This is a genomic window from Streptomyces sp. R21 (genome assembly GCF_041051975.1).
In the GTDB taxonomy this organism is placed as follows: domain Bacteria; phylum Actinomycetota; class Actinomycetes; order Streptomycetales; family Streptomycetaceae; genus Streptomyces.
In genome coordinates this window covers 3,196,313-3,220,889 of the sequence record NZ_CP163435.1, presented here as the reverse complement: position 1 = coordinate 3,220,889, position 24,577 = coordinate 3,196,313, and the positions used below count along the sequence as shown (strand labels likewise).

Annotated in this window: 21 protein-coding genes; 13 read left to right on the top strand and 8 right to left on the bottom strand. The window is 71.5% G+C overall.

The window, feature by feature from the left end:
• Window positions 1-67: 67 nt before the first annotated feature.
• The gene (locus tag AB5J56_RS14315; RefSeq protein WP_369233089.1) at window positions 68-1,627 is read right to left on the bottom strand and encodes an MFS transporter; all 1,560 of its coding nucleotides are present in this window, start codon (window positions 1,625-1,627) and stop codon (window positions 68-70) included.
• Between the two features lie 98 nt (window positions 1,628-1,725).
• On the opposite strand from AB5J56_RS14315, the gene AB5J56_RS14310 reads away from it, so the two are divergent.
• Complete coding sequence (locus AB5J56_RS14310) at window positions 1,726-2,316, top strand: TetR/AcrR family transcriptional regulator (RefSeq protein WP_369233088.1); 591 nt, start codon at window positions 1,726-1,728, stop codon at window positions 2,314-2,316.
• Window positions 2,317-2,332: 16 nt separating this feature from the next.
• Here AB5J56_RS14310 and AB5J56_RS14305 read toward each other — a convergent pair whose 3' ends face one another.
• Complete coding sequence (locus tag AB5J56_RS14305) at window positions 2,333-3,520, bottom strand: MFS transporter (RefSeq protein WP_369233087.1); 1,188 nt, start codon at window positions 3,518-3,520, stop codon at window positions 2,333-2,335.
• A gap of 47 nt (window positions 3,521-3,567) precedes the next feature.
• On the opposite strand from AB5J56_RS14305, the gene AB5J56_RS14300 reads away from it, so the two are divergent.
• Window positions 3,568-4,989 carry a PLP-dependent aminotransferase family protein gene (locus AB5J56_RS14300; protein WP_369233086.1) on the top strand — a complete coding sequence of 474 codons (1,422 nt, stop codon included), beginning with the start codon at window positions 3,568-3,570 and terminating at the stop codon, window positions 4,987-4,989.
• A gap of 3 nt (window positions 4,990-4,992) precedes the next feature.
• Here the strand turns inward: AB5J56_RS14300 and AB5J56_RS14295 are convergent, their stop codons facing one another.
• Window positions 4,993-6,204 (bottom strand): PucR family transcriptional regulator, encoded by a 1,212-nt coding sequence (locus AB5J56_RS14295; RefSeq protein WP_369233085.1) that lies wholly within the window; start codon window positions 6,202-6,204, stop codon window positions 4,993-4,995.
• 182 nt (window positions 6,205-6,386) lie between these two features.
• Here AB5J56_RS14295 and AB5J56_RS14290 point away from each other — a divergent pair, with 182 nt between their 5' ends.
• From AB5J56_RS14290 to AB5J56_RS14280, 3 genes are all read left to right on the top strand, one after another.
• Window positions 6,387-7,313, top strand: coding sequence for a proline dehydrogenase family protein (locus AB5J56_RS14290; protein WP_369233084.1), 927 nt, complete (start codon window positions 6,387-6,389; stop codon window positions 7,311-7,313).
• A gap of 41 nt (window positions 7,314-7,354) precedes the next feature.
• Entirely contained in the window at window positions 7,355-8,986 is a 1,632-nt protein-coding gene (pruA, locus tag AB5J56_RS14285) for an L-glutamate gamma-semialdehyde dehydrogenase (protein WP_369233083.1), read from the top strand.
• Between the two features lie 111 nt (window positions 8,987-9,097).
• A complete protein-coding gene (locus tag AB5J56_RS14280) occupies window positions 9,098-9,949 on the top strand; it encodes an alpha/beta fold hydrolase (protein WP_369233082.1) in 852 nt (283 codons plus the stop codon).
• Here the strand turns inward: AB5J56_RS14280 and AB5J56_RS14275 are convergent.
• Complete coding sequence (locus tag AB5J56_RS14275) at window positions 9,909-10,793, bottom strand: alpha/beta fold hydrolase (protein WP_369233081.1); 885 nt, start codon at window positions 10,791-10,793, stop codon at window positions 9,909-9,911. The two genes, AB5J56_RS14280 and AB5J56_RS14275, sit on opposite strands and share 41 nt — an antisense overlap.
• A 150-nt stretch (window positions 10,794-10,943) precedes the next feature.
• On the opposite strand from AB5J56_RS14275, the gene AB5J56_RS14270 reads away from it, so the two are divergent.
• Window positions 10,944-11,483 carry a GNAT family N-acetyltransferase gene (locus tag AB5J56_RS14270; RefSeq protein ID WP_369233080.1) on the top strand — a complete coding sequence of 180 codons (540 nt, stop codon included), beginning with the start codon at window positions 10,944-10,946 and terminating at the stop codon, window positions 11,481-11,483.
• 38 nt (window positions 11,484-11,521) lie between these two features.
• On the opposite strand, the gene AB5J56_RS14265 is transcribed toward AB5J56_RS14270, so the two are convergent.
• Entirely contained in the window at window positions 11,522-12,535 is a 1,014-nt protein-coding gene (locus AB5J56_RS14265; protein ID WP_369233079.1) for an NADP-dependent oxidoreductase, read from the bottom strand.
• Window positions 12,536-12,706: 171 nt separating this feature from the next.
• On the opposite strand from AB5J56_RS14265, the gene AB5J56_RS14260 reads away from it, so the two are divergent.
• Window positions 12,707-13,612 carry a LysR family transcriptional regulator gene (locus AB5J56_RS14260; RefSeq protein WP_369233078.1) on the top strand — a complete coding sequence of 302 codons (906 nt, stop codon included), beginning with the start codon at window positions 12,707-12,709 and terminating at the stop codon, window positions 13,610-13,612.
• Here the strand turns inward: AB5J56_RS14260 and AB5J56_RS14255 are convergent.
• Window positions 13,569-14,552 (bottom strand): LysR family transcriptional regulator, encoded by a 984-nt coding sequence (locus tag AB5J56_RS14255; protein WP_369233077.1) that lies wholly within the window; start codon window positions 14,550-14,552, stop codon window positions 13,569-13,571. The two genes, AB5J56_RS14260 and AB5J56_RS14255, sit on opposite strands and share 44 nt — an antisense overlap.
• A gap of 67 nt (window positions 14,553-14,619) precedes the next feature.
• Between AB5J56_RS14255 and AB5J56_RS14250 the strand changes: the two genes are divergently transcribed.
• Both AB5J56_RS14250 and AB5J56_RS14245 read left to right on the top strand, forming a co-directional pair.
• On the top strand, window positions 14,620-16,053 hold the full coding sequence (locus AB5J56_RS14250; RefSeq protein ID WP_369233076.1) for an MFS transporter: 1,434 nt from the start codon (window positions 14,620-14,622) through the stop codon (window positions 16,051-16,053).
• A 193-nt stretch (window positions 16,054-16,246) separates the two neighbouring features.
• Window positions 16,247-16,375 carry a hypothetical protein gene (locus AB5J56_RS14245; protein WP_369233075.1) on the top strand — a complete coding sequence of 43 codons (129 nt, stop codon included), beginning with the start codon at window positions 16,247-16,249 and terminating at the stop codon, window positions 16,373-16,375.
• A gap of 70 nt (window positions 16,376-16,445) precedes the next feature.
• Here the strand turns inward: AB5J56_RS14245 and AB5J56_RS14240 are convergent, their stop codons facing one another.
• Window positions 16,446-18,014, bottom strand: coding sequence for a purple acid phosphatase family protein (locus AB5J56_RS14240; protein ID WP_369242543.1), 1,569 nt, complete (start codon window positions 18,012-18,014; stop codon window positions 16,446-16,448).
• A 142-nt stretch (window positions 18,015-18,156) separates the two neighbouring features.
• On the opposite strand from AB5J56_RS14240, the gene AB5J56_RS14235 reads away from it, so the two are divergent.
• Both AB5J56_RS14235 and AB5J56_RS14230 read left to right on the top strand, forming a co-directional pair.
• Window positions 18,157-19,200, top strand: coding sequence for a 3-isopropylmalate dehydrogenase (locus tag AB5J56_RS14235; RefSeq protein WP_369233074.1), 1,044 nt, complete (start codon window positions 18,157-18,159; stop codon window positions 19,198-19,200).
• A 245-nt stretch (window positions 19,201-19,445) separates the two neighbouring features.
• Complete coding sequence (locus tag AB5J56_RS14230; protein ID WP_369233073.1) at window positions 19,446-20,552, top strand: branched-chain amino acid aminotransferase; 1,107 nt, start codon at window positions 19,446-19,448, stop codon at window positions 20,550-20,552.
• A 56-nt stretch (window positions 20,553-20,608) separates the two neighbouring features.
• On the opposite strand, the gene AB5J56_RS14225 is transcribed toward AB5J56_RS14230, so the two are convergent.
• Entirely contained in the window at window positions 20,609-22,060 is a 1,452-nt protein-coding gene (locus AB5J56_RS14225; RefSeq protein WP_369233072.1) for a cytosine permease, read from the bottom strand.
• 145 nt (window positions 22,061-22,205) lie between these two features.
• On the opposite strand from AB5J56_RS14225, the gene ureA reads away from it, so the two are divergent.
• On the top strand, window positions 22,206-22,901 hold the full coding sequence (gene ureA, locus AB5J56_RS14220) for an urease subunit gamma (RefSeq protein ID WP_369233071.1): 696 nt from the start codon (window positions 22,206-22,208) through the stop codon (window positions 22,899-22,901).
• Window positions 22,898-24,568, top strand: a complete 1,671-nt coding sequence (locus AB5J56_RS14215) for an urease subunit alpha (RefSeq protein ID WP_369233070.1) — start codon at window positions 22,898-22,900, stop codon at window positions 24,566-24,568. The genes ureA and AB5J56_RS14215 overlap by 4 nt, the downstream gene beginning before the upstream one ends.
• Window positions 24,569-24,577 lie beyond the last annotated feature (9 nt).

The window sequence follows — 24,577 nt, the reverse complement described above, 5'->3', positions numbered from 1 at the left end:
GCCGGCCGGAGCTGGAAAGTCCAGCCCCGGCCGTGACGCCTCGACATGCGTGCTGCTTGTCGCGTGATCAGGCGACTGCCTGCCCCAGCTCTGCCTCCGCCTCCACGGCCTCGGGCTCCCGGACGTGCACCCGGCGCAGGGCCGCGGTGGCCAGGACCGCCGCCCCGAGGAAGAGCACCGCTCCGCCGATCGCCGCCGCGTGCATCCCGTTGGTGAAGGCCTCCCGGGCGGCCGCCGCGAGGGCGTCACCGGTGCGGCCGGGCATCTGCTGGGCGACGGCGAGGGCGCCGCCCAGCGTCTCGTGGGCCGGGGCGGGAACCCCGGAGCCGATGTCGTGGCGGTAGACGGCCGTGCCGATGGAGCCGAGGACGGCCATGCCCAGGGCACCTCCGAACTCGGCGCCCGTCTCCAGCAGCGAGGAGGCGGAGCCCGCGTTGCCGACGGGGACCGTGCCCAGGGCCAGGTCCATCATCTGGGACATCACCACGACGATCCCGGAGGCGAGGACGCCCGCTCCGGCCAGGGTCAGCCAGAGGGAGTCCGTGCCGGTGAAGGCCAGCAGACCGTAGCCGCAGGCGGCGACGACGAAGCCGCCGGACACGACGTGGGCGCGGTGCACGCCCTTCTGGACGAGCTGCGCGGCGACCGGGGCGGCGACACCGACCAGGACCGTGGGGAGCAGCGACCAGAGCGCGGCCTGCATCGAGCTCTTGCCGAGCACCGACTGCAGGTACTGGGTGGTGAAGTACGCGGAGCCCATCATCCCGAACGTGGAGACGAGGTTGAGGACGACGGCCGGTGCGAAGCCGGGGCCGCGGAACAACTGGGGGGAGATCAGCGGGGACTTGGCGGTGCGCTGGCGCTGGACGAAGAGGGCGGCGAAGACCAGGCCGACGGCGACCGAGACGACGTACTGCGTCTGCCAGCCCTCGGACGGGATCTCCTTGATGCCGTAGATGACGGGCAGGACGGCGGCCATGGAGAGCGGGACGCTGAGGAGGTCGAAGCGGCCCGGTTCGGGGTTCTTCGACTCCGGCAGCAGGATCGGGCCGAGGACCAGCAGCAGCGCCATCGCGGGCAGGTTGACCAGGAAGACCGAGCCCCACCAGAAGTACTGCACCAGGATGCCGCTCATCACCGAGCCGAGTGCGATGCCGGCCGTCATCACGCCGGACCACAGGCCGATCGCCTTCGCGCGCTGACCGGGGTCGGTGAACATCGTGCGGATGATCGCCATCGTCGACGGCATCAGTGTCGCGCCACCGATGCCGAGGACCGCGCGGGCCGCGATCAGGGTCTCGGCGCTGTTCGCGTAGGCCGCGATCAGTGAGGCGGTGCCGAAGGCGGCGGCGCCGATCAGGAGGAGCTTGCGGCGGCCGATGCGGTCGCCCAGCGAGCCCATCGTCATCAGCAGGCCGGCCAGGACGAAGGCGTAGATGTCGAAGATCCACAGCTGCTGCGTGCCGCTCGGTTCCAGGTCGGCGCTGATCGCCGGGATCGCGAAGTACAGCACCGAGACATCCATCGAGACCAGCAGCAGCGGGAGCATCAGCACGCCCAGTGCGGTCCATTCGCGGCGGCCGGCGAGTCCGGCCGAACTTGTGGTGGTGCTCGTCGAGTTCGTCATGCCGGTGACTGTACGCACGTCCTAAACGGTTGTCTAGAACGTTTGTATAAGTCACACGTCTAGGACGGTTGTATGGATCGCGGGGTAGGCTGGTCGCCATGGGACACCGTGAGGATCTGCTCGAAGGCGCCAAGCGCTGCCTGCTGGAGAAGGGGTTCCTGCGCACCACCGCGCGGGACATCGTCAAGGAGTCGGGAACCAACCTGGCGTCCATCGGCTACCACTACGGATCGAAGGACGCGCTGCTCGTGCAGGCGTACGTCTCGCTGATCGAGCGCGTCGGCGAGAGCTTCGATCCCGGGCTGGGCGGGGAAGTCACCGCGGCCCCCGGATCGCTGGAGCGATTCCAGGAGGTGTGGGCGAGCATCATCCGCTCGGTGCCCGAGTCGCGGGCGATCTGGCTGCTGAGCTTCGAGCTCATCTTCCAGGGCGACCGGCTCCCCGAGGTGCGCAAGCTGCTGGCGGCGGCGCAGGAGGAGGGCCGTTCGGGGATCGTGCCCCTGTTCAACGGCATCCCCGAGGACCAGCTCGACAAGGAGACCGTCGACTCGGAGGGCCGCTTCTACCAGACCCTCCTCAACGGGCTCATGGTCCAGTGGCTCTTCGATCCCGACACGGCGACCACCGCCGACCAGCTCACCGAGGGGCTGCGCCGGGTGATCGGGGCCGCGGCGACGACGCGGGGCTGACCCCCGGCTCGCGCCGTCATCGGCCGGCCTTCGCGTCCGGCGTCCGGCGGTCCCGGATCGCCGGGGCCAGCGCCGCCAGCATCAGTACGGCCGTGACGGCGAAGGCTCCCGGGTAGCCGGTCCAGGCGGCGAGGGCGCCGAAGCCGACCGCGCCGACGCCCATGCCGCCGTCGTACGCCAGGTTCCACAGTGCGGTGACCGTGCTGTACCCGGAGGCCGGGACCCGCGCGTACATCAGGGACAGCGTGGCGTTCTGGGCGACGCCGAAGCCGATACCGAAGACCGCCACCCCGGCGACGACCGCGACCGGGCTGCCCGTCAGAGCCGTGATCAGCATCCCCGTGGCGGAGAGCAGCAGCGCGGGCAGCACCAGTCGGGCGGCGCCGTGCCGGTCGCCGTACCGGCCCGCCATCCAGCGGGCCGCGGTCGAGGCCGCGGGCTGCACGAAGAGGGCCACGGCGACGACCGAGGCGTACGCCGACGGGACCGCGAGCGGCAGGAACGTCACGACGATGCCCGCCGCGAGCGCGGTCGTCGCGAAGACGACGGCGGGCCGGACCAGGCCCCCGGTGCGCAGCCCCGACACCACGCCCACCGGCTTCCCGGCGTCCGGCTCCCGGTCCGGCAGACCCGGCACCGAGACGACCGCCGCCAGTGCGGCCACGCCCGCGGCCACGGCGACCGGCCCGTAGCCCACGTTCCCGGCGAGCCACACGCCCAGCGGCAGCGCGATCAGGGACGGCACCCCGGAGACGACGCCCACCAGCGCCAGGCCCTCGCCGCGCCGCTCGGCCGGGATCAGCGTCGCTGTCAGCGCGCCGCCCGCGACCAGGGTGAGCGCGAAGCCGAGCCCGCGCACCAGGCAGACCGCGACGATCCACGCCATGCCGTCCGATGCCGTGAGCACCAGCGCGGGCGCCCCGAGCAGGACGAGTCCCGCCGTCAGCGCCACCCGGTATCCGTAGCGGGCGACGAGCCGGGGAGCGGCCAGTTCGCCGAGGACCGTGGAGAGCATCAGCGATCCGGTGGCCAGGCCCGCGCCCGACGCCGTCGCGTAGCGGGGGACGACGGAGAGCAGCAGGAAGAAGCTCACCGAGGAGCCCAGCATGCTCACGAAGCGGAGCATCAGGGCCCGGGTCACCAGGGGCGGGCGGGTGGCGGCGTCGGGGGCCGCCGGGCTGATGGTCCTGCACGGAGTCGTCATGGCTACGACGCTAGGTTTCGGCCGGACCGCCGGTAAGCTCCAATTTCATGCCGCTGCAGTGGGCCGGTTTGTCACCCGAGCTGCTCCTGACCGTCGACCGGGAGAGCGGCGAGCAGCTGCGCGCGCAGCTGGAACGGCAGGTGCGCGACGCGATCCGCACCGGTCGGCTGGGCGCCGGTGAACGGCTCCCCTCCTCCCGCGAACTCGCCCGCGCGCTCGGCCTCTCCCGCGGTCTGGTCCAGGACTGCTACGCCCAACTCCAGTGCGAGGGCTACCTCGTGACCCGCGTCGGCTCGGCCACCCGGGTCGCGGCCGTGGCCCACGTACCGCCCGCCCCGCGCACGCGGACCCCCGAACCCCCGCGCCTGATCGCCGACTTCCGGCACGGCGTACCGGACCTCAGCAGCTTTCCGCTCGCCGACTGGCTGTGGGCGCTGCGTGAGGCGGGCCGCGCGATGCCGACGAGCGACCTCGACTACGGGGAACCGCGCGGGAGTTCGGCCCTGCGCGAGGTCGTCGCCGGATATCTGCGCCGGGTCCGCGCGGCAGCCGCCGACCCCGAACGCATCGTGATCTGCAACGGATACGCGCAGGGCCTCGGCCTCGCCCTGCGCAGCCTGGCCGCCGCCGGGGTACGGGCCGTGGCGTACGAGGACCCGGGCGGACCCTCCACCGCGAAGGCCGCCGCGGCCGTCGCCGGCCTCAGGGCGCTGCCCGTCCCGGTCGACGAACTCGGCGTCGATGTACGGGCGTTGGACGCGTCCGGCGCCCGGGCGGTCATCGTCACCCCGGCCCACCAGTGGCCGACCGGAGTCGTGCTCGCCCCCGAGCGGCGGCTCGCGCTGATCGAGTGGGCCAAGCGGCGGGACGCGTACGTCATCGAGGACGACTACGACGCGGAGTTCCGCTACGACCGTGAACCCGTCGGCGCACTCCAGGGGCTGGCCGCGGACCGGGTGATCTCCATCGGCACGGTCAGCAAGTCCCTCGCCCCGGCGCTGCGCCTCGGCTGGCTGCTCTGCCCGTCCGCACTCGCCGTCCCCGTCGCGGAGGCCAAACACCTCGGCGACCGCGGCTCCCCGACCCTCGACCAGCTCGCCCTCGCGCGACTGATCGAGTCCGGCCGCTACGACCGCCACCTGCGCCGCATGCGCGCCACCTACGCGGCCCGCCGCACCGCCCTCGTCGAGGCCCTCACCGCGCACGCCCCCGCCGTGCGCCTCACCGGCCTCGCCGCCGGATTCCACGCGGTCGCCCACCTGCCCGAAGGCGCCGACGAGCGGGCCGTCGTGGCCGCCGCCAGGTCGCGGGCGGTCGGGCTGTACGGCATGAGCCCGTGCCGGTCCTCGGGGGCGACGGACCCGGTCCAACTGGTCCTCGGATTCGGGGATGTGGGGGAGCGGGCGATCGCCGAGGGTGTCGCGGCGATCGGCGACCTGCTCAACTCCCCGACCGGCGTGCACCGTTGACGCTCACAGCCGCGCCCCCTTCAGCGCCATGTGCAGCAGCAGCCGGTCCTCGCCGTCGTCGAGGTCCAGGCCCGTGAGCTGCTCGACCCGCGACAGGCGGTAGTACAGCGTCTGGCGGTGGATGCCCAACTCCGCTGCCGTGCGGCCCGCCTGGCCCGCGCAGTCGAGGAACACCTCGGTGGTGCGGGCGAGTTCACGGTGGGCGGGGGAGAGCAGGGTGCGTACGGCGGGGTCGTGGGCGGCCTCCGGGGGGAGCGCGGTGAGGAGGCGGAACGGGCCGATCGACGCCCACTCGGCGACCGGGCCGAGGCGCGGCTCGGCCAGCACGGCCCGCGCGGCGGCCGACGCCTCCTGCCAGGCGGCGCCCAGCTCGGTGAGCCCACCGCGGGGGACCGCGATCCCGGCCGCCGCCCCTGGGCCGCCGGTGCGCTCCAGCAGTCGGGAAGCCGCCGTCAGCGCGGGCGTGAGCACGTCCGTCGCGCGCAGCCGCACCAGCAGCGCCAGGCTCTGGCCCGCCGCACCCCACGGCACCGTGCACAGCGCGGTCGCGCCCGGCACCGTACGGACGGAAGGGGCGTCGTCCGGGTCGGCGGACGGCCACGGGGCGACGCACACCACCGTGTGCAGGCCGTCGCCGCGCGCGCCGAGCGCCGTGCGCAGCTCCGCGACCGCCATGTCCCGCTGCCAGCCGCGCTCGGCGGTGAGCACCGCCCGCAGCTCGCGCGTCAGGTCCGCGCCCGCCTGCACCTCGTCCGCGAGCAGCGCGCCGATCCGCGAGGCGACCTCCATGGCCGCAGTCAGCTGCTCGTCGGAGGGTCCGGGGTCGTCGTCGAGCAGCCACACATAGCCGAGGACGACACCCCGGTGGCGTACGGGCAGGCAGATCCGTCCCCGGTAGACGCCCGCCTCCGGGGTGGGCGGGATACGGACCGGGCCGGTGGCCCGCGCGATGCCGAAGCCCTCGAACCAGGTGCGGACCGCCGACGTCGAGCGGCGCGTGAGGATCGAGCGGGTGCGGACGGGGTCGAGGGAGGCCTCGTCGAAGTCCCGGTCGCTGTCGTACGCGCCGAAGGCGATCAGCTCGAAATCGCGGTTCTCCAGCGTCGCGGGAGCGCCCAGAAGGGTCGAGATCTCGTCGACCAGCTCCTGGTAATCGCCCCGGCCACCGCTCCGGCCCGCCTGGAAATCACCCGTCACTCGGGCATTCTCCCGCACTTTCCCCGGCCCTTCATACAGATGTCTGAGATCCAGGGCACGGATGCGTGACAGCTGTCGATGGTCGACGATCGGAGGGATCCTTAGGTTTCACGGTGGTTCTCCGTGCCGTACCCCTGCGTCGCCCTCAAGGTGATATCGCCGGGTTCGCGGCCCGCCCGTTCTTTCCGTGGAGGTGCCCCGTGCTGGGTCCCGTGATTCTCGCCGCGTCGCGCAGCGACAAGATGCGCCGCTTCGTGTCGGCGGCCCCCGGCACCAAGCAGGTGGTCGCCCGATTCATCGCCGGCGAGACGGTCGACCAGGTCGTCCCGATCGTCCAGGACGCCGTCGACAAGGGTCTCGAAGTCACCCTCGACGTCGTCGGCGAGGACATCACGACGCGCGAGCAGGCGTACGCCGCCCGGGACGCGTACCTGGAGCTGATCGAGCACCTCAAGGCGCTGGACCTCGGCACGAAGGCCGAGATGTCCATCAAGCTGTCCATGTTCGGCCAGGCGCTGGACGACGGCCACGAGCTCGCCCTCGCCAACGTCCGCCCGGTCGTCGAGGCCGCCGCCGCCATCGGCACCACCGTCACGCTGGACGCCGAGGACCACACCACCCTCGACTCGATGTTCGCCATCCACGAGGAGCTGCGGAAGGACTTCCCGCAGACGGGCTGCGTCATCCAGGCCTACCTGTTCCGCACCGAGGCCGACGCCCGCCGCCTCGCCGCCGCCGGCAGCCGGGTCCGCCTCGTGAAGGGCGCCTACAAGGAGCCCGCCGAGGTCGCCTACCAGGTCAAGGCCGAGACCGACAAGGCGTACGTCCGGATCCTGCGCATCCTCATGGAGGGCGACGGGTACCCGATGATCGGCTCCCACGACCCGCGCCTCATCTCCGTCGCGCAGGAACTCGCCCGGCGCGCCGGGCGCAAGCTCGACGAGTACGAGTTCCAGATGCTGTACGGCATCCGCAGCGAGGAGCACCTGCGGCTCGCCGCCGAGGGCCACCGGATGCGCGTGTACACGGCGTACGGCACGGACTGGTACGGCTACTTCATGCGCCGCCTGGCGGAGAAGCCCGCCAACCTCCTCTTCTTCGCACGCTCGATCCTCACCAAGGGCTGAGCCCGAACCACCGCTCACTCGTATAAGGAGTCACGGCAGACATGGACGCAGTAACCCAGGTCCCCACCCCCGTCAACGAGCCGGTGCACGGCTACGCCCCCGGCTCCCCGGAGCGCGCCCGCCTGGAGGCCAAGCTCAAGGAGCTGGCCGAGAACCCGCTCGAACTGTCGATGACCATCGGCGGGGAGAAGCGGCTCGGCGGCGGTGAGCGCTTCGACGTCGTGCAGCCGCACAACCACAAGGCCGTCATCGGCACCGGCGCGAACGCCACGCAGCAGGACGCCCAGGACGCGGTCGACGCCGCCCTCGCGGCCGCCCCGGCCTGGCGCGCGATGTCCTTCGACGACCGCGCCGCGATCATCCTGCGCGCCGCCGAACTGCTCGCCGGCCCCTGGCGCGAGACCCTCGCCGCCTCCACCATGCTCGGCCAGTCGAAGACCGCCCAGCAGGCGGAGATCGACTGCCCCTGTGAGCTGGTCGACTTCTGGCGTTTCAATGTGAAGTACGCCCGTGACCTGCTCGCCGAGCAGCCCCCGGCGAACTCCCCGGGCGTCTGGAACCGTCTGGACCACCGCCCGCTGGAGGGCTTCGTCTACGCGATCACGCCGTTCAACTTCACGGCGATCGCGGGCAACCTGCCCACCGCTCCCGCGCTCATGGGCAACGTGGTGGTCTGGAAGCCGTCCCCGACGCAGACCCACGCCGCCGTGCTGCTGATGCAGCTCCTGGAGGAGGCGGGCCTGCCCAAGGGCGTCATCAACCTCGTCACCGGCGACGGCATCGAGGTCTCCAAGGTCGCCCTGGAGCACCGGGACCTCGCGGGCATCCACTTCACCGGCTCGACGAAGACCTTCCAGTACCTGTGGAAGACGGTCGGCACCAACATCGAGAAGTACCGCTCCTACCCGCGCCTGGTCGGCGAGACCGGCGGCAAGGACTTCGTCGTCGCCCACCCGAGCGCCGACCGCGCGATCCTCAAGACCGCCCTCACCCGCGGCGCTTTCGAGTACCAGGGCCAGAAGTGCTCCGCGACCTCCCGCGCGTACATTCCGGCGTCCATCTGGAACTCCGGCTTCAAGGAGGAGTTCGCGGCCGAGGTCGACTACCTGACCATGGGTGACGTCACCGATCTGTCGAACTTCATCGGCGCGGTCATCGACGAGCGCTCGTTCGCCAAGAACAAGGCGGCCATCGACCGCGCGAAGCAGGACCCGACCTGCCAGATCGTCGCGGGCGGCTCCTACGACGACTCGGTCGGCTACTTCGTGCGCCCGACGGTCGTCGAGTGCTCGGACCCTTCGAACGAGGTCTTCACGACCGAGTACTTCGGCCCGTTCCTCGCCGTGCACGTCTACGAGGACGAGGCGTACGACGAGATGCTGACCCAGATGGAGTCGGTGTCGGACTACGCGCTGACGGGCTCGGTCATCTCGGGTGACCGTGCCGCCACGGCGTACACGATGGAGAAGCTCCGCTACGCCGCGGGCAACTTCTACATCAACGACAAGTCGACCGGCGCCGTCGTCGGCCAGCAGCCCTTCGGCGGCGGCCGCGCCTCCGGCACCAACGACAAGGCCGGCGCCCCGCAGAACCTGATGCGCTGGACGCTGACCCGCGCCATCAAGGAGACCCTGGTCCCGCCGACCGACTACGGGTACCCGCACATGGGCTGACGATCCGTCATGTGATCGTCGCGTGATCCATCACGCGTGAGAGGGGCCGGGCCGATTGCCCGGCCCCTCCTCTCTTTTCGGGTGCTTTCCCGCGCGGGCAGACTGTCCACCATGACGGAGACGGTGATCACCGACGACGGTGTACGGCTGTGGGCCTCGCGGTCGGGGCAGGGTGAGCCCCTGGTCCTGTGTCACGGTGGGCCAGGGCTGTGGGACATGTTCGAGGACGTTACCGCCATGCTGGAGGACCGGGCCACGGTCATCCGCTGGGACCAGCGCGGGTGCGGGCGGTCGGAGCGGTGCGCCGGGCCGTGGACCACCGAGCGGTTCGTGGCCGATCTGGACGCCGTACGACGGCACTTCGGGCTCGAACGGATGGCGCTGCTCGGCCACTCCTGGGGCGCGCAGCTGGCGCTGAGCTACACGCTGGCCCATCCCGACCGGGTCGACGGGCTCGTGTACGTCGGCGGTACGGGCATCGACCCGTGGTCCTCCTGGCGCGGACACTTCGGGGAGAACTTCCTCGCCCGCCTCGGTGAGATGCCCGAACGGCTCGCGCGCTGGCAGGAGTTGCCGGACGGGGACCGGGAGCGGGCGGTGCTCCAGTGGTCGGTCGACTTCGAGGACCGGGAGCGGGCGCTGGAGCATGCCGGGCGGATGGCCGAGCCGTGGTTCGAGATCAACTTCGAGTGCAACCAGGCCCTGGGTGCCCAGACGAAACAGACCTTGGGCACCGCCGAGTTGTACGACTCCTGCCAGGCCCTGACCGTGCCCGTGCTGATCGTCGACGGTGAGCGGGATCCCCGGCCGCGCTGGGCGGTCGACTCGCTGGAGCGGGCTCTGCCGCGGGTGCGACGGTCGGTCGTTACGGGTGCCGGGCACCTGCCGTGGGTGGAGGACCCGAAGGGCTTCCGGGAGGCGGTCAGGTCGTGGGCAGGTTCCGTTCGAGAAAGTCCCGCATGAGGCCGGCGATCTGGTCGGCGTGCGTCTCCAGGGCGAAGTGGCCCGTGGGGAGCAGGTGGACCTCCGCGTGCGGGAGGTCGCGCTGGAAGGCGAGTGCGCCCGCGGGGACGAAGATCTGGTCGTGGGCGCCCCAGACGGCGAGGACGGGGACCTGGGCGGTGCGGAAGTACTCCTGGAAGGCCGGGTAGAGGGCGAAGTTGGAGCCGTAGTCGGAGATCAGGTCGAGCTGGATCTCGGGCTGGCCGGGGCGGGCCATCAGCGCGGCGTCGTGGTGGTACGCGTCCGGGCTGACCAGGTCCTGCTCGTCGGCCGGAACTCCGTGCAGGTACTGCCACTTGATGCCGTCGAGGCTGCTGATCTCACGGACCGGTGCCTCGGTCTTCGGGGTGCGCTCGGCGATCAGGGCCAGCACGGGCGCCCAGGCGTCGGCGCCGAGCCCCTCCTCGTACGCGTTGCCGTTCTGCGTGATGATCGCGGTCACCCGCTCGGGGTGTGCCAGCGCGAGCCGCAGGCCGATCGGGGCGCCGTAGTCCTGGATGTAGAGCGCGTACTCCTTCAGGCCCAGCTGCTCGGTGAACTCCCCGGTGATCTCGGCCAGTTCGGCGAAGGAGTACGGGAACTCGTCGGCCGCGGGCGCCGCCGAGCGGCCGAAGCCGAGGTGGTCCGGGGCGATCAGGTGGTAGCCGTCGGCGAGGAGGGGGATCAGGTCGCGGAACATGTGCGAGCTGGTCGGGAAGCCGTGCAGGAGGAGCAGGACGGGGGCGTCGGCGGGGCCTGCCTCGCGGTAGTGGATCTCGTGGCCGCGGACGGTGGTGCTGCGGTGGTGGATCCGGTGGGTGGCCATGAGGGATTCCCCTAACCTTTGATATGTGTGTGAGTGGTTAGTGCGGCGATGGGGGCAGTGCATCACTGGTGGGCTTAACCAGTCAAGTGGCTGTGAGGGGTTAGTCAAAAACGCTGACTCGCCTCTGCCCGAATCCGGAATACTGCCCCCGTGACCTCCCGACCCCGCACCACCCACACCGCGGACCTCACCCCCGCCGAACTCTGCGCCGTCCGCGCCCTCCTGGACGAGGCCTTCGAAGGGGACTTCGGTGACGAGGACTGGGACCACAGCCTCGGTGGCCTGCATGTCCTCGTGCACGACGAGCGGGGGATCGCTGCCCATGGCGCGGTGATCCAGCGCCGGGCCCGGCATCGCGGCCGCTCGCTCCGCGTCGGGTACGTGGAGGCCGTCGCCGTACGGGCGGATGTCCGGCGTACGGGACTCGGCGGGCAGGTGATGGCCGAGCTGGAGCGGATCGTCGACACGGCGTACGGGCTGGGCGCGCTCTCCGCGAGCGACAAGGGCGCGCTCCTCTACACGGCTCGCGGCTGGCAGGTCTGGCCCGGGCGGATCTGCGCGCTCGGCCCGGAGGGTGTCGTGCGGCTGGCGGAGGAGGAGGGCAGCACGTTCGTGCGCCCCGCGACGGCCGGCCCGCTCGATCCGGCGTACGAGCTGGTCTTCGACTGGCGGGACGGCGACGTGCTGTGAGGCGGCGCCCGAGGGGCACCGCCCAGTGCCCCTGACGGCTACCCCTCGGCACCCCTGACGATGATCTTGCCGGTGTTGCCGCCGCGCAGCATCAGCAGGAACGCGTCCACGATCCGGTCGAAGCCCTCGACGATCGTCTCGTCGAGGGCGAGCCGGCCGCTCTGCAGATGCGGTACGGCGAACTCGTACAACTCCTCTTGCACATCACGGTAGTTGCTCACGAGGAAGCCCTCGATGCGCAGGCTCTTCTCGACCACGTCGGCGTGGTTGAAGAGGGCGAGCGGCGCGTCGGGGGCGTTGTACTGGCCGACGGTGCCGATCCGCACCACCCGGCCGTGCTCGCGCAGCGCGCCGATCGCAGCGCCGAGGTGCTCGCCGCCGACGTTGTCCACGAACAGGTCGATGCCGTCGGGGGCCGCCTTCGACAGGAGGTCGGCGACGGGGCCGGCGTGGTAGTCGAACACCTCGTCGTAGCCCACGTGTTGAGTGAGATACGCCGCCTTCGCCGCGCTGCCCGTGCTGCCCACCAGTCGTCCGGCGCCCAGCAGCCGGGCCAGACGCCCGGTGGCCGTACCGACGCCTCCCGCGGCCGCCGAGACGAACAGGTCCTCACCGCCGCGGAGTTGGGCGATGCGGGTGAGGCCGACGTACGCGGTGAGGCCGGTGCCGCCGAGGATGCTCAGGTGCGCGGAGAGAGGCACGCCGTCGTGGCGGGGAAGCCGTCTGGTCTCCTCGGGGCGCACGACGGAGTGGGTGCGCCAGCCGTGACGGTGGAAGACGATCTCCCCCTCCGGGAGCGCCGGATCCCGGGACGCGATCACCCGGCCGAGCGCCCGGCCCTCCAGCGGGGCGTTCAGCTCGAAGTCGCCGTCCATCATCTCGCGGTGATACGGGTCGACGGACCAGTACAGGTTCTCGACGAGCGCCGTGCCGGGGGCCGGCTCGGGGACGGGCGACTCGACGAAGCGGAAGTGGTCCGGGGTGGGGAAGCCGGTCGGGCGGGCGGTCTGCTGGACGGTGAGCGCGATGTCGTTCCTGCCGGTGTCGTTCATGGAACGGGACCGTAGGCAGGAATGCCGGACCCGGGCAGAGGGTTGCGCTCATGGAACGCCCGCATCCATGAGCCACTCTCATAGGTGCAGGTGTGACCCTTGACGGCGGCGACAGAGACCGCTGACCGCCGGGACAGAACCCTTCTTGGCCGCCACGGAACAGGAGCCGCGATGACCGCGTCCGACCTCGCCCCGCAGGAGCTGCGCACCCTCGTGGCCGTCGCCGACGAGGGCGGCTTCTCGGCGGCCGCCGTCCCGCTCGGCGCGACGCAGTCCGCGGTGTCGCACGCGGTGCGCGGCATCGAACGCAAGCTCGGCGTGGTGCTCTTCGAGCGCGGCCGGTACGGGGCCCGCCCCACCGAGGCGGGCGCCCGGGCCGCGGCGCACGCCCGGCGGGTGCTGCGGATGCTGGACACGCTCGCCGCGGAGGCGCGCGGCGCCGGGGCGGGACCGGGCGGCACCGACACCGTCGCGGGGCCGCTGCGCATCGCGGCCTTCCGCAGTGCGGCGCTGCATCTGCTGCCGCCCGCCCTGGAACGCCTGGCGGCCCGGCACCCCGGGATCGAGCCCACCGTGCGGGTCGTACGGGAGGTCGGGCCGGGCACGGCGGGGGAGGTGGCCGAGGGCCGGGCGGACGTCGGCATCGCCACGCTGGGCACGAGCTCGCCGGTGCCGCCGCAGCTGGTCGGTGACGTCCTGCTGGAGGAGCCGTACGCGCTGGTCCACCCGGCCGGGCATCCCGACCCGCGCTCGCTGCCGCTGGTCGACTGGACCGAGAACTGCTCGTCGTACACCCGCACTTGGTGGGCCGAGCAGGACTGGATCCCCTGCGCGACGGTCCGCGCCGAGGACGACGGAGCAGTGCTCTCGATGGTGGGCAGCGGGCTCGGAATGGCCATCATGCCCGCGCTCTCCCTGACCAGTGCGCCGCCCGCACTCGACATCACCGACCTCGGCCCGCAGCGCCCGACCCGCTCTGTCGGCTACGTCACCACACCCGAACTGGCCTCGACGGTCGCGGTCCGCGCGCTGATCAGGGAGCTGCGGGCGCTGCACCCGCGGCCCCGGACGGTGTGACGGCACTCGTCTGCGGCGAAGCCTCCGCCGCCACCCGCGCCAGCGCGCCCCGCAGCCACCGATGTGCCGGGTCCGTGTCCAGGCGTACGTGCCACGCGAGGCCGGTCGTCGCCACCGGCAGCTCCAGCGGGATCTCCAGGATCGCGAGCGGCATCACCCGGGCCGCCTCCGTCGCGACCTCGGACGGCACCAGCGCCAGCGCGTCCGTGCGCAGGGCGAAGAAGCAGGCCGCGCCGTACGTCGGAGCGGTGGCCAACACATCGCGGCTTAGGCCGAGTTCGGCGAGCCGCTCGTCGACCACGCTGTAGGTGCGGCCGCGCCGGGTCACCGTGATGTGCGGCAGCTCGGCGAACCGGTGCGGTGTCAGCGGCCCCCGCGCGAACTCCGCGTCGGCCCGTGCCACCGCCACGTAACGGTGCTCGCGCAGCGCGGAGTTGCGCACGTCATGCGGGAGCGGGTCGGGCAACTCGCCCACGTCCAGGTCGACATGGGTGCGCAGGTCCGCCGGGTCCTCGTCGCCCTCCGGCAGCAGTCGCAGCCGTACACCGGGAGCCTCGCGCGCCACCAGCTCAAGGAGCGGGGCGCCGAGCGACATGGCGATCCCGTCGTTCGTGCGGATCCTGAACTCCCGCCTCAAAAGCGCAAGTTCGACCTCCCTCGGTGGCCGCAGCGCCGCGACCGCCGCCGCCAGCGCGGCCTGCACCCGGGGCTGCATCTCGTGCGCCCGGGGTGTCAGCGTCAGGCCCCGGCCCGAGGGGACGAGAAGCGGGTCGCCGACCACGCGGCGCAGCCGGCCCAGCGTGCGGCTCATCGCCGAGGGCGACACGTTCAGCTCGTCCGCCGCGCCCGCGACACTGCCCGCGCGCAGCAGGGCGTCCAGGGCGGGCAGGAGGTTCATGTCCGGCAGGGGCGCAGCCCCCGGCGGCGAAGATTGCTGCATGAGACGCAATGCTAGATGAAGCAATCGGAACTTGTGTGCATCAGTAGGTCGCCGCCAGCCTGGACCCATGATGGATTCGCGTCAGCGCGGCACCGCGCTCCTCGTCGCAGGCTGTTTCTTCATGGAGATGCTGGACGGCACGATCGTGTCGACCGCCGCCCCGCAGATAGCCGCCGACCTGCACACCACGCCCGCCTCGGTCGGCCTGATCATCACGGCCTACCTCGTCACCCTCGCCGTCCTCATCCCCCTCTCCGGCTGGCTCACCGCCCGCTTCGGCCCGCGCAGGGTCTTCCTCGCCGCGATCACCGTGTTCACCGTCGCCTCGCTGGCCTGCGCCCTCGCCCCGGACCTCCCGACCCTCGTCGGCATGCGCGTCCTCCAGGGCGTCGGGGGCGCGATGATGGTGCCGGTCGGCCGGCTCGTCGTCCTGGCGAGGACCGCCAAGCCCGACCTGCCCCGCGCGGTCGCCTGCATCGTGTGGCCCGGGCTCGCCGCCCCGGTCGCCGCGCCCCTGCTCGGCGGCCTGATCACCACGTACGCCTCCTGGCACTGGATCTTCCTGCTGAACGTGCCCCTCGGCGCCCTCGCCCTGCTCGTCGCTCGCCGCCTCATCGAGCCCGGCGTCCAGAGCGCGCCGCCCCCGCTCGACACCACCGGCGTCCTGCTCACCTGTACCGGCCTCGCCGCTCTGACCTGGACCGCCCACCTGGTCTCCGAGACCCACAGCTCGCTCGCCGGGACGGCCCTGCCCGCCGCGATAGCCGCCGTCGCCCTCGCCGCCGCCGGGCGCCATCTGCTGCGCACCCCGCACCCGTTGATCAACCTCCGCACCCTCGACGTCCAGTCCTTCCGGGCCGCGGCGCTCGACGGCTCCCTCTACATGGCCGTCGTCGGTGCCGTCCCCTTCCTCCTTCCCCTGCTGTTCCAGGAGGTCTTCGGGTGGGGCGCGGTGAAGTCCGGCGCGGTCGTGCTGTTCGTCTTCGTCGGCAACATCGGGATCAAGCCCGCGACGACGTATCTGATCAACCGGTTCGGGTTCCGGCCGCTGCTGATCGTCTCCACGCTGGGGCTCGCGGCCACGACCGCGGCCTGCGCGCTGTTCACCGCGGCCACCCCGGTCGCGGTGATCGCGGTCGTCGCGGCGCTCGGCGGCGTCGCCCGCTCGGCCGGACTCACCGGCTACTCGACGATCGCCTTCAGCGAGCTGCGCCCGGATCGGCTGCGCGACGCCAACGCCCTCTTCGCCACCGGCCAGCAACTGGCCGCGGGGCTCGGCGTGGCGATCGCCGCGGCGGCGCTGCGCGGGGGCGCGGCCCTCACGGACGCTCCGCGCTCGGCGTACGCCGTCGCGTTCGTGGTGCTCGGTGCGCTCTGTCTGGTGCCGACGGTTGGCGCCCTACGGCTGCGGCCGGGGGCGGGCGATGCCGTGCGGCGCGTCGTCGCAGGTCAGAGGGGTGTGACCCAAGCCATCGTCTCAGATAGTAGGAAGTCCGAGTAATTGTGGAGACAGATGGCCGAGCCTCCTTTAGCTTTAAGGGAGCCGAACGTCTCGCTCGACCAAGCGAATGGCGGTCGTGAGCCGGAGCCCTTGGCAGGTAACCCCTGCGGCACCGCTCCCCGCCCCTTCCGGCGTCTCGTAATTCCTCATCGCCCTTCCGGACGCATGTGCCGGATGCAAGGAGTCGATCATCATGGCCGAGACGACCGTCCGCCGAGTCCGTCACACCTCTCGTACGAGCGAGTCCGACCGCAGGAACGCGGCCGCCGCCCTCCAGCGCGCCCTCGACCGCAGGGACAACGGCGGATCGACGGGCCACTGAGGCCCGCCGCCCGCCTTCACTACCGGGAGCCGCACCCGTGGGTGCGGCGCGGGGCCCAGAGCACTGGCTCTCAGGCGCCGCGCCGCACCTCGAAGTGATCGATGCGCTCACCGCTCTGCGCGAGCGCCGACACCTTCAGCTTCGGTGTCGTACCGGCCTCCGCCTCCACCGAGAGGAAGGAGAAGCCGGTGTACCGCACCCGAGACCACTCCACGCTCTCCGCCTTCATCTGCCGTGACTTCGTCCAGTGGAACGACGGCACGGACTCACGGTGGCGGACATGCCCCTCGTAGCTGTCCTTGACGCCCGAGGGGAACGAGTAGAGGTCCTTGCCGCCGCCGCCCGCGGTGACGTACACGATCCCGTCCCGCGTCGGATCCGTCGACGCGCCGACCGGCACCGGCCTGCCGACCTCGCCGGCTTTGATCGCGTCGGTCCGCTCGTACACATGGTTGTGCCCGTTGATCACCAGGTCCACCTGGTGCTTCGCGAACAGCGGCAGCCACTCGGCGCGCACCCCGCCGTCGGATGCGTGCGAGGACGTCGAGTAGGCACAGTGGTGGAAGAAGACGACCACGAAGTCGACCTCCCTCGTCGCCCGCAGCCGACCCAGCGTCCGGTCCAGCCACTTCGTCTGCTTGCCGTCCGTGTAGCCCCGGTTGGCGGGAATCTCGTACGACACGTCGTTCGCGTCCAGCGCCACGAAAGCGACGTTGCCGTACGTGAACGCGTACACGCCCGGCGCCTTGTGCGGGTCGAAGCCGCTGTCCGGGAGCGACCAGCGGGCCAGCTGGCCGCCGTAGCCGTCCGGTGAGTACCAGGCCTCCATGTCGTGGTTGCCGGTCGTCACCATCCAGGGCACGGACTTCGCCACCGACTCGTTCTGCTTGAGGAACAGGTCCCAGAACCCGGCGTCGTACGAGTCCGACTTCTTGCCCTGGCCCGTCGGGTCCGCGTAGCAGATGTCCCCGGCGTGCAGGTGGAAGGCGGGCTTCTGCCGCAGCAGTACATGGTCGTTGGCCGCCGCGGCCGGGCTGACGCCCTGGTCGCCGAAGGCGGTGAAGGTGAACTTCTCCGGCCGCGCGGGCGCCGTGCGGAACGAGCCGATCGTCGACCGGTGCTGCGGCGAGGCCGGGTCGAAGCCGTCGTGGCCGACGCCGTAGTAGTACGTCGTGCCGGGCTTCAGGCCGTCCAGGGCCGCGTGCAGGTAGTACTGCTCGACGGCCAGGCGCACGCCGGTCAGCCCCGGGGTGTGCAGATCGCGGACCTCCGCATCGATCTTCCGGCTCAGCTCCTCGGGCCGGGTCCCGATGCGCACGTACGGCTTCTTCACCGCGAACGGCACCTGCCAGGAGATCCGCATCTTCGTCTTCGGGTCGGCGCCGAAGGCGAGATGGCGGCCGAAGGGGGTGACGGCGGAGCCGGCGACCCGGGCCGTGGCGGCCGGGGTGGGCGAGGCGGAACCGTTCGCGGTCACCGTGCCCGACCCGGAGCAGCCGGTCAGCAGCCCGCCCGCCACCATGCCCGCCGTCACCAGTGTGCGCCGCCGGGACAGCTTCGTCCGCAGGTACTCGTGCTGCTCGGCCATGCTCATCCGGCCCGCGAGCTGCTCCGGAATGCCGAAGTCGGGGATGTCCATGAAGGTGAAGTTCCCAGCAATCCCCAACACCGGCCCTGCGTACGGGTGAACGGCAGTCGACGGCATGGCGTTGTCCCTCCTCCGGGTGTCCGTATGGCGGACATGCCGTGTCATCCCATGGGACAAGGAGTACGGTGCCGTCATGTCTCGCAGCATCAATCTCGCAGTGATTCCGGGTGACGGCATCGGCCAGGAGGTCGTGGCCGAAGGCCTGAAGGTCCTCTCCGCCGTCCTTCCGCAGGATGTGAAGCTGGAGACCAAGGAGTTCGACTTCGGCGCGCGGCGCTACCACGCCACCGGTGAGACCCTCACCGACGCCGACCTCGACGCCCTCAAGCAGCACGACGTGATCCTGCTCGGCGCGATCGGCGACCCCTCGGTCCCCTCCGGTGTCCTGGAGCGCGGCTTCCTGCTGAAGCTCCGCTTCGCCTTCGACCACCACGTCAACCTGCGTCCGTCGAAGCTCCTTCCGGGTGTCGCCACGCCGCTGGCCGGCCAGCCGGAGATCGACTTCGTCGTCGTACGCGAAGGCACCGAGGGTCCCTACACGGGCAACGGCGGCACCATCCGCAAGGGCACCGAGCACGAGGTCGCCACCGAGGTCTCCGTCAACACCGCCTTCGGTGTGGAGCGTGTGGTCCGTGACGCGTTCGCCCGCGCCCAGGCCCGCCCCCGCAAGAAGCTCGCGCTCATCCACAAGAACAACGTGCTGACCTTCGCGGGTCACCTGTGGACCAACGTCTTCAACAAGGTGGCCGCGGAGTTCCCCGAGGTCACCACCGAGTACATGCACGTGGACGCGGCGACGATCTACCTCGTCACGCAGCCCGAGCGCTTCGACGTGATCGTCACCGACAACCTCTTCGGCGACATCATCACCGACCTCGCCGCGGCCGTCTCCGGCGGCATCGGCGTCGCCGCCTCCGGGAACATCAACCCGAGCGGCGAGTTCCCGTCGATGTTCGAACCCGTGCACGGTTCGGCGCCCGACATCGCGGGCCAGGGCAAGGCCGACCCGTCGGCCACCGTCCTGTCCGTCGCCCTCCTGCTGCGTCACCTCGGCTACGAGTCCGAGGCCGCCCGCATCGAGGACGCGGTCGCCGCCGACCTCGCCGAACGTGTCGGCAAGCCTGCCCGCAGCACCGCGGAAATCGGCGACGCGCTCGCGGTACGAGTAGCCGGCTGACCCGCCGCGCTCCGCAAAGCCGCCGGGTAGCTTCCGCACCCGGCGGCTTTTCCTGTGCCTCTCCGGGTGCCACCATCAACCCCTGGGCCGCATTCACAACGTTTTCGTCCATGGCTCCGCACGCGCGATAATCGAACGTGGAGCCGCGGAATGAGGGAATGCTCGGACGTCCTAGCACTGGCCGTCCTATGCCGTATCGAGCCAGGCGGCCCATCACATACGAATCCGGTGAAGGACAACCACTCATGACGACGCCCACGATCGAGCTCAAGCCCTCCTCCAGCCCGCTCTCCGACGCGGAGCGCCAGGCGATCCTGGCCAGCCCCGGCTTCGGCCGCCACTTCACCGACCACATGGTGACCATCAAGTGGACCGAGGGCCGCGGCTGGCACGACGGCCAGCTCGTTCCGTACGGTCCGCTCTCCCTCGACCCGGCGAACATGACCCTGCACTACGCGCAGGAGATCTTCGAGGGGCTCAAGGCGTACCGCCAGCCCGACGGTTCCGTGGCCACCTTCCGCCCCGAGATGAACGCCCAGCGCTTCCAGCGGTCCGCGCGCCGCCTCGGGATGCCGGAGCTGCCCGTCGAGACGTTCATCGAGGCGTGCGACGCGCTGGTCCAGCAGGACCGCGACTGGGTTCCGGCGCACGGCGGCGAGGAGTCCCTCTACCTGCGCCCCTTCATGATCGCGACCGAGGTCGGCCTGGGCGTGAAGCCCGCCAACGAGTACCTGTTCCTGGTCATCGCCTCGCCCGCCGGCGCGTACTTCGCGGGCGGCGTGAAGCCCGTCTCCATCTGGCTCTCGGAGGACCGCGTGCGCGCCGTCCCCGGCGGCATGGGCGACGCCAAGACCGGCGGCAACTACGCGGCCTCCCTCCTCGCGCAGGCCGAGGCCGCCGCGAAGGGCTGCGACCAGGTCGCCTACCTCGACGCCGTGGAGCACAAGTGGGTCGAGGAACTCGGCGGCATGAACCTGTACTTCGTGTACGGCGCTGCGTCCAATGAAAAGCCGGTGATCGTCACCCCCGAGCTGACCGGCTCCCTCCTCGCCGGTGTCACCCGTGACTCGCTCCTCACCGTCGCCCGCGACCTGGGTTACGAGTCGGAGGAGGGTCGTGTCTCCATCGACCAGTGGCAGGCCGACACGGAGAACGGCACCCTCACCGAGGTCTTCGCCTGCGGTACGGCCGCGGTCATCACGCCCGTCGGCACGGTCAAGCGCACCGGTGCCGAGTGGAAGCAGTCGGGCGGCGAGCCCGGCGAGGTCACCCTGAAGCTGCGCGAGGCCCTGCTGGACATCCAGCGCGGCATCCGCGAGGACAAGCACGGCTGGATGCACCCGCTGGGCTAGTACCCGCTGGGCTAGGACCCGCTGGGCCGGCACGCGTTGGGCCGGCACCCGTTGGGCTAACCCTCACCGGTCATTGTCAGGGCCGCCTCGGACTCCGTGTCCGCGGCGGCCCTGCCGTGTACCGGGGCGGGGACGCGGGCGGTGAGCAGCAGGTACAGCGCGCCGCCGACGATCCCCGAGAGCACGAAGCTGCAGTCCACCCCGCCCGTCAGGGACAGCAGCGGGCCTTCGTACGAGGGGAGCGAGACCGCGAGCAGACCGACGAACGCGCCCAGTGCCCAGGAGGCGGTGGCCTGGATGTTCCAGCCGCCCCGGAACCAGTAGATCCCGCCTCGCGAACGCCGGTTGAAGACCTGGAGAGCGTCCGGGTCGTACACACCGCGGCAGCGGGCGAAGCCGATGAGGGTGATGACGGCCCAGGGCGTGCCGATCGCGGTCAGCAGGAGCACGAAGGAGGTCATCGCGGCCTGCGCGCTGGACGCGTAGTGGCCCACGAAGACGCAGGCCGTGGCGACGACGGCGACCGTGTACGTGGCCCGGGCCCGGGAGGCGCGCGGCAGGATCGCGTCGAGGTCGAGGCCCATGGAGTACAGCATCAGGCCGGCGTTGCCGACCGAGCCCGCGGAGGCGGCGAGCAGCAGCGGGACCAGGTACCAGGTGGGGGAGGCGGAGACCAGCGGCCCCGCGTAGTCGAGGGCCGCGCGCGCCCCGTACGCCGTGAAGGTGCCGAAGAGCTGCGGCACGAGGAGCCCGGCGATCAGTCCCAGCCAGGTGGCGTGCAGGACCTTGCGGGAGGAGTGGCGGGACGGCGAGATGTAGCGCGTGTAGTCGCCGAGGAGGGTGATGAACGCGATGGGTCCGGACAGGCCCGCCGCCACCGCCGCGAGCAGCCAGGTCGGCCAGAAGGAGCCGAGCAGGTAGCCGCCCGTCTCCGGCAGCGCGGCGGTGCCGAAGTGCGGGGCGTACGCGATCAGTCCGAGGGCGAGCAGTGCGGTCATGCCGAACGCGAGGACGCGGGACATGGCGAGCAGTACGCGGTAGCCGTAGACCGCGCCCGCCACGGTGGCGGCGGCGAGCACCCCGTACACGACGGCGTACGAGATCCCGTTGGCGGGCAGTCCCACCAGGCGGTTCAGGACGCCCACCATCACGTCGCCGCCGATCCACACGGTCAGCGCGGTGTAGCCGAGGGCGAGCAGCAGTCCGACGACCGAGCCGACGAGCCGTCCGCGGACGCCGAACTGGGCGCCGGAGGAGGTGGAGAGGTTCGTCGCGGTGCGCAGCGACACCAGGGCCAGCGGTGCCGTGAGCGCCGTGCCGATCACCGTGCCCGCCACGACCGAGCTGACCGACGCCCACCAGCCGAGCCCGAAGGACGGCGGCAGCCAGCCGAAGATGATCACGCCGAGGCAGAGATTGGAGCCGAGCAGGATCGACACGAGGTCGCGCGGCCCGCTGGTGCGCTCCTCGTCGGGGATGGTGTCGACTCCGCGCTGTTCTATCGGCATGGCTGGTCTCCTTCGATCGGCCATCTGTGAGTTAGAGCGACGTTCAATGTGACTCGCCACAAGCTCACACGTCAATGTTTCCGTCTCGTGAATCTGATGGTTAGAGTGGTGCTCTAACGACTGGAAGGCAAGGAGGTGTCGTCGCGTGAGACTGACCCCTACGGAACGTGACCGGCTGCTGCTCTTCGGAGCCGCCGAGCTGGCCCGCGCCCGCCGCGCCCGGGGCCTGCGCCTGAACGTCCCCGAGGCGACGGCGCTCATCGCGGACACCGTCTGCGAGGCGGCCCGCGACGGGCGGCGCCTCGCCGAGGCCATCGACGCCGCCCGGGCCGTGCTCGGCCCGGGCGACGTGCTGCCCGGCGTCGCCGACGTCGTCACCGAGGTGCACGTCGAGGCCGTCTTCGACGACGGTTCGCGGCTCGCGGTGGTCTCCGACCCGATCGGCGGCGGACTCGGCGACGGAGCCCCGGGCGCGCTGCTGCCGGGGCCCGCGCACGCCGAGCCGGCCGCCGTGGTGCGGCTGACCGTCACCAACACGGCCACCGTGCCGGTGTCGGTCACCTCCCACTTCCACTTCTTCGAGGCGAACCCGCGGCTCGACTTCGTACGCGATGAGACCTACGGCATGCGGCTCGCCGTACCCGCCGGGTCTTCGGTGCGCTTCGGGCCCGGCGAGAGCGTCGAGGTCGGGCTGCTGCCGATCGGCGGCGAGCGGATCGCGATCGGGTTCGCGGGGCTGGTCGACGGACCGCTGGACGCCCCGGGGGCCAGGGAAGAGGCCCTGCGCAGGGCCGCGGCCTGCGGATATCTGGGAGCCGCGGCTCCAGGAGGTGCGCGATGAATCCGTACGAGTACGCGGGCGCCCACGGCCCTCGCGCCGGTGACCGTGTCCGGCTCGGCGACTCCGGGCTGACCATCCGGGTCGAGTCCGACGCCCAGAGTTACGGCGACGAGTTCCTCGCCGGGTTCGGCAAGACGGCCCGCGACGGGCTGCACCTCAAGGCCGCCGCCGTCCGCGACACCTGCGACGTCGTCATCAGCAACGTGGTGGTGATCGACGCCGCGCTGGGCATCCGGAAGGTGTCCATCGGCATCCGGGAGGGGCGGATCTGCTCGATCGGGCGGGCCGGCAACCCCGACACCCTCGACGGCGTCGACGTGGTGGTCGGCACGGGCACGTCGATCGTCTCCGGCGAGGGGCTCATCGCCACCGCCGGAGCCGTCGACACGCATGTGCACCTGCTGTCGCCGCGCATCATGGAGGCCTCGCTCGCCTCCGGGGTGACCACGATCATCGGCCAGGAGTTCGGGCCGGTGTGGGGTGTCGGCGTCAACTCGCCCTGGGCGCTGCGGCACGCCTTCAACGCCTTCGACGCCTGGCCGGTCAACATCGGCTTCCTGGGCCGGGGTTCGTCCTCGAACGACGCCCCGCTCGTGGAGGCCCTCGCCGAGGGCGGCGCGTCCGGCTTCAAGGTCCACGAGGACATGGGAGCCCATACGCGGGCGTTGGACACCGCGCTGCGCGTCGCGGAGGAGTACGACGTCCAAGTCGCGCTGCACAGCGACGGGTTGAACGAATGCCTCTCCGTCGAGGACACCCTGCGCGTGCTCGACGGGCGCACCATCCACGCCTTCCACATCGAGGGCTGCGGCGGCGGCCATGTGCCGAACGTCCTGAAAATGGCGGGAGTCGCGAACGTCATCGGCTCCTCCACCAACCCGACGCTGCCCTTCGGCCGGGACGCGGTCGCCGAGCACTACGGGATGATCGTCTCCGTCCACGACCTGAAGACGGATCTGCCCGGCGACGCCGCCATGGCCCGCGACCGCATCCGCGCCGGGACGATGGGCGCCGAGGACGTACTGCACGACCTGGGCGCGATCGGCATCACCTCGTCCGACGCACAGGGCATGGGCCGCGCGGGCGAGACCGTGCGTCGCACCTTCGCGATGGCCGGGAAGATGAAGGCCCAGTTCGGCGCCCCGGACGACCACGACAACGAGCGCGTCCTGCGCTACATGGCCAAGCTCACCATCAACCCGGCCATCGCCCACGGGCTCTCGCACGAGGTCGGCTCCATCGAGATCGGCAAGCTCGCCGACATCGTGCTGTGGCGCCCCGAGTACTTCGGCGCCAAGCCCCAGCTCGTGCTGAAGTCCGGCTTCCCGGCGTACGGCGTCGTCGGCGACCCCAATGCGGCCACGGACACCTGTGAACCCCTTGTGCTGGGACCGCAGTTCGGGGCGCACGGTGCGACTCCCGCCGACATCTCGGTCGCCTTCGTCGCGCAGGCCGCGCTCGACCAAGGAGGCGACCGCGTGCCCACGCGCCGCCGCCGGGTCGCCGTGCGCGGCACCCGGGGGATCGGACCGGCCGACCTGCGCCTCAACTCCCGTACCGGAGCGGTCGATGTCGACCAGCGCACCGGGCTGGTCACCCTCGACGGCGACCCGCTGCGCTCCGAGCCCGCCGACTCGGTCTCCCTCAACCGTCTGTACTTCCTGTGAGGACCTCCG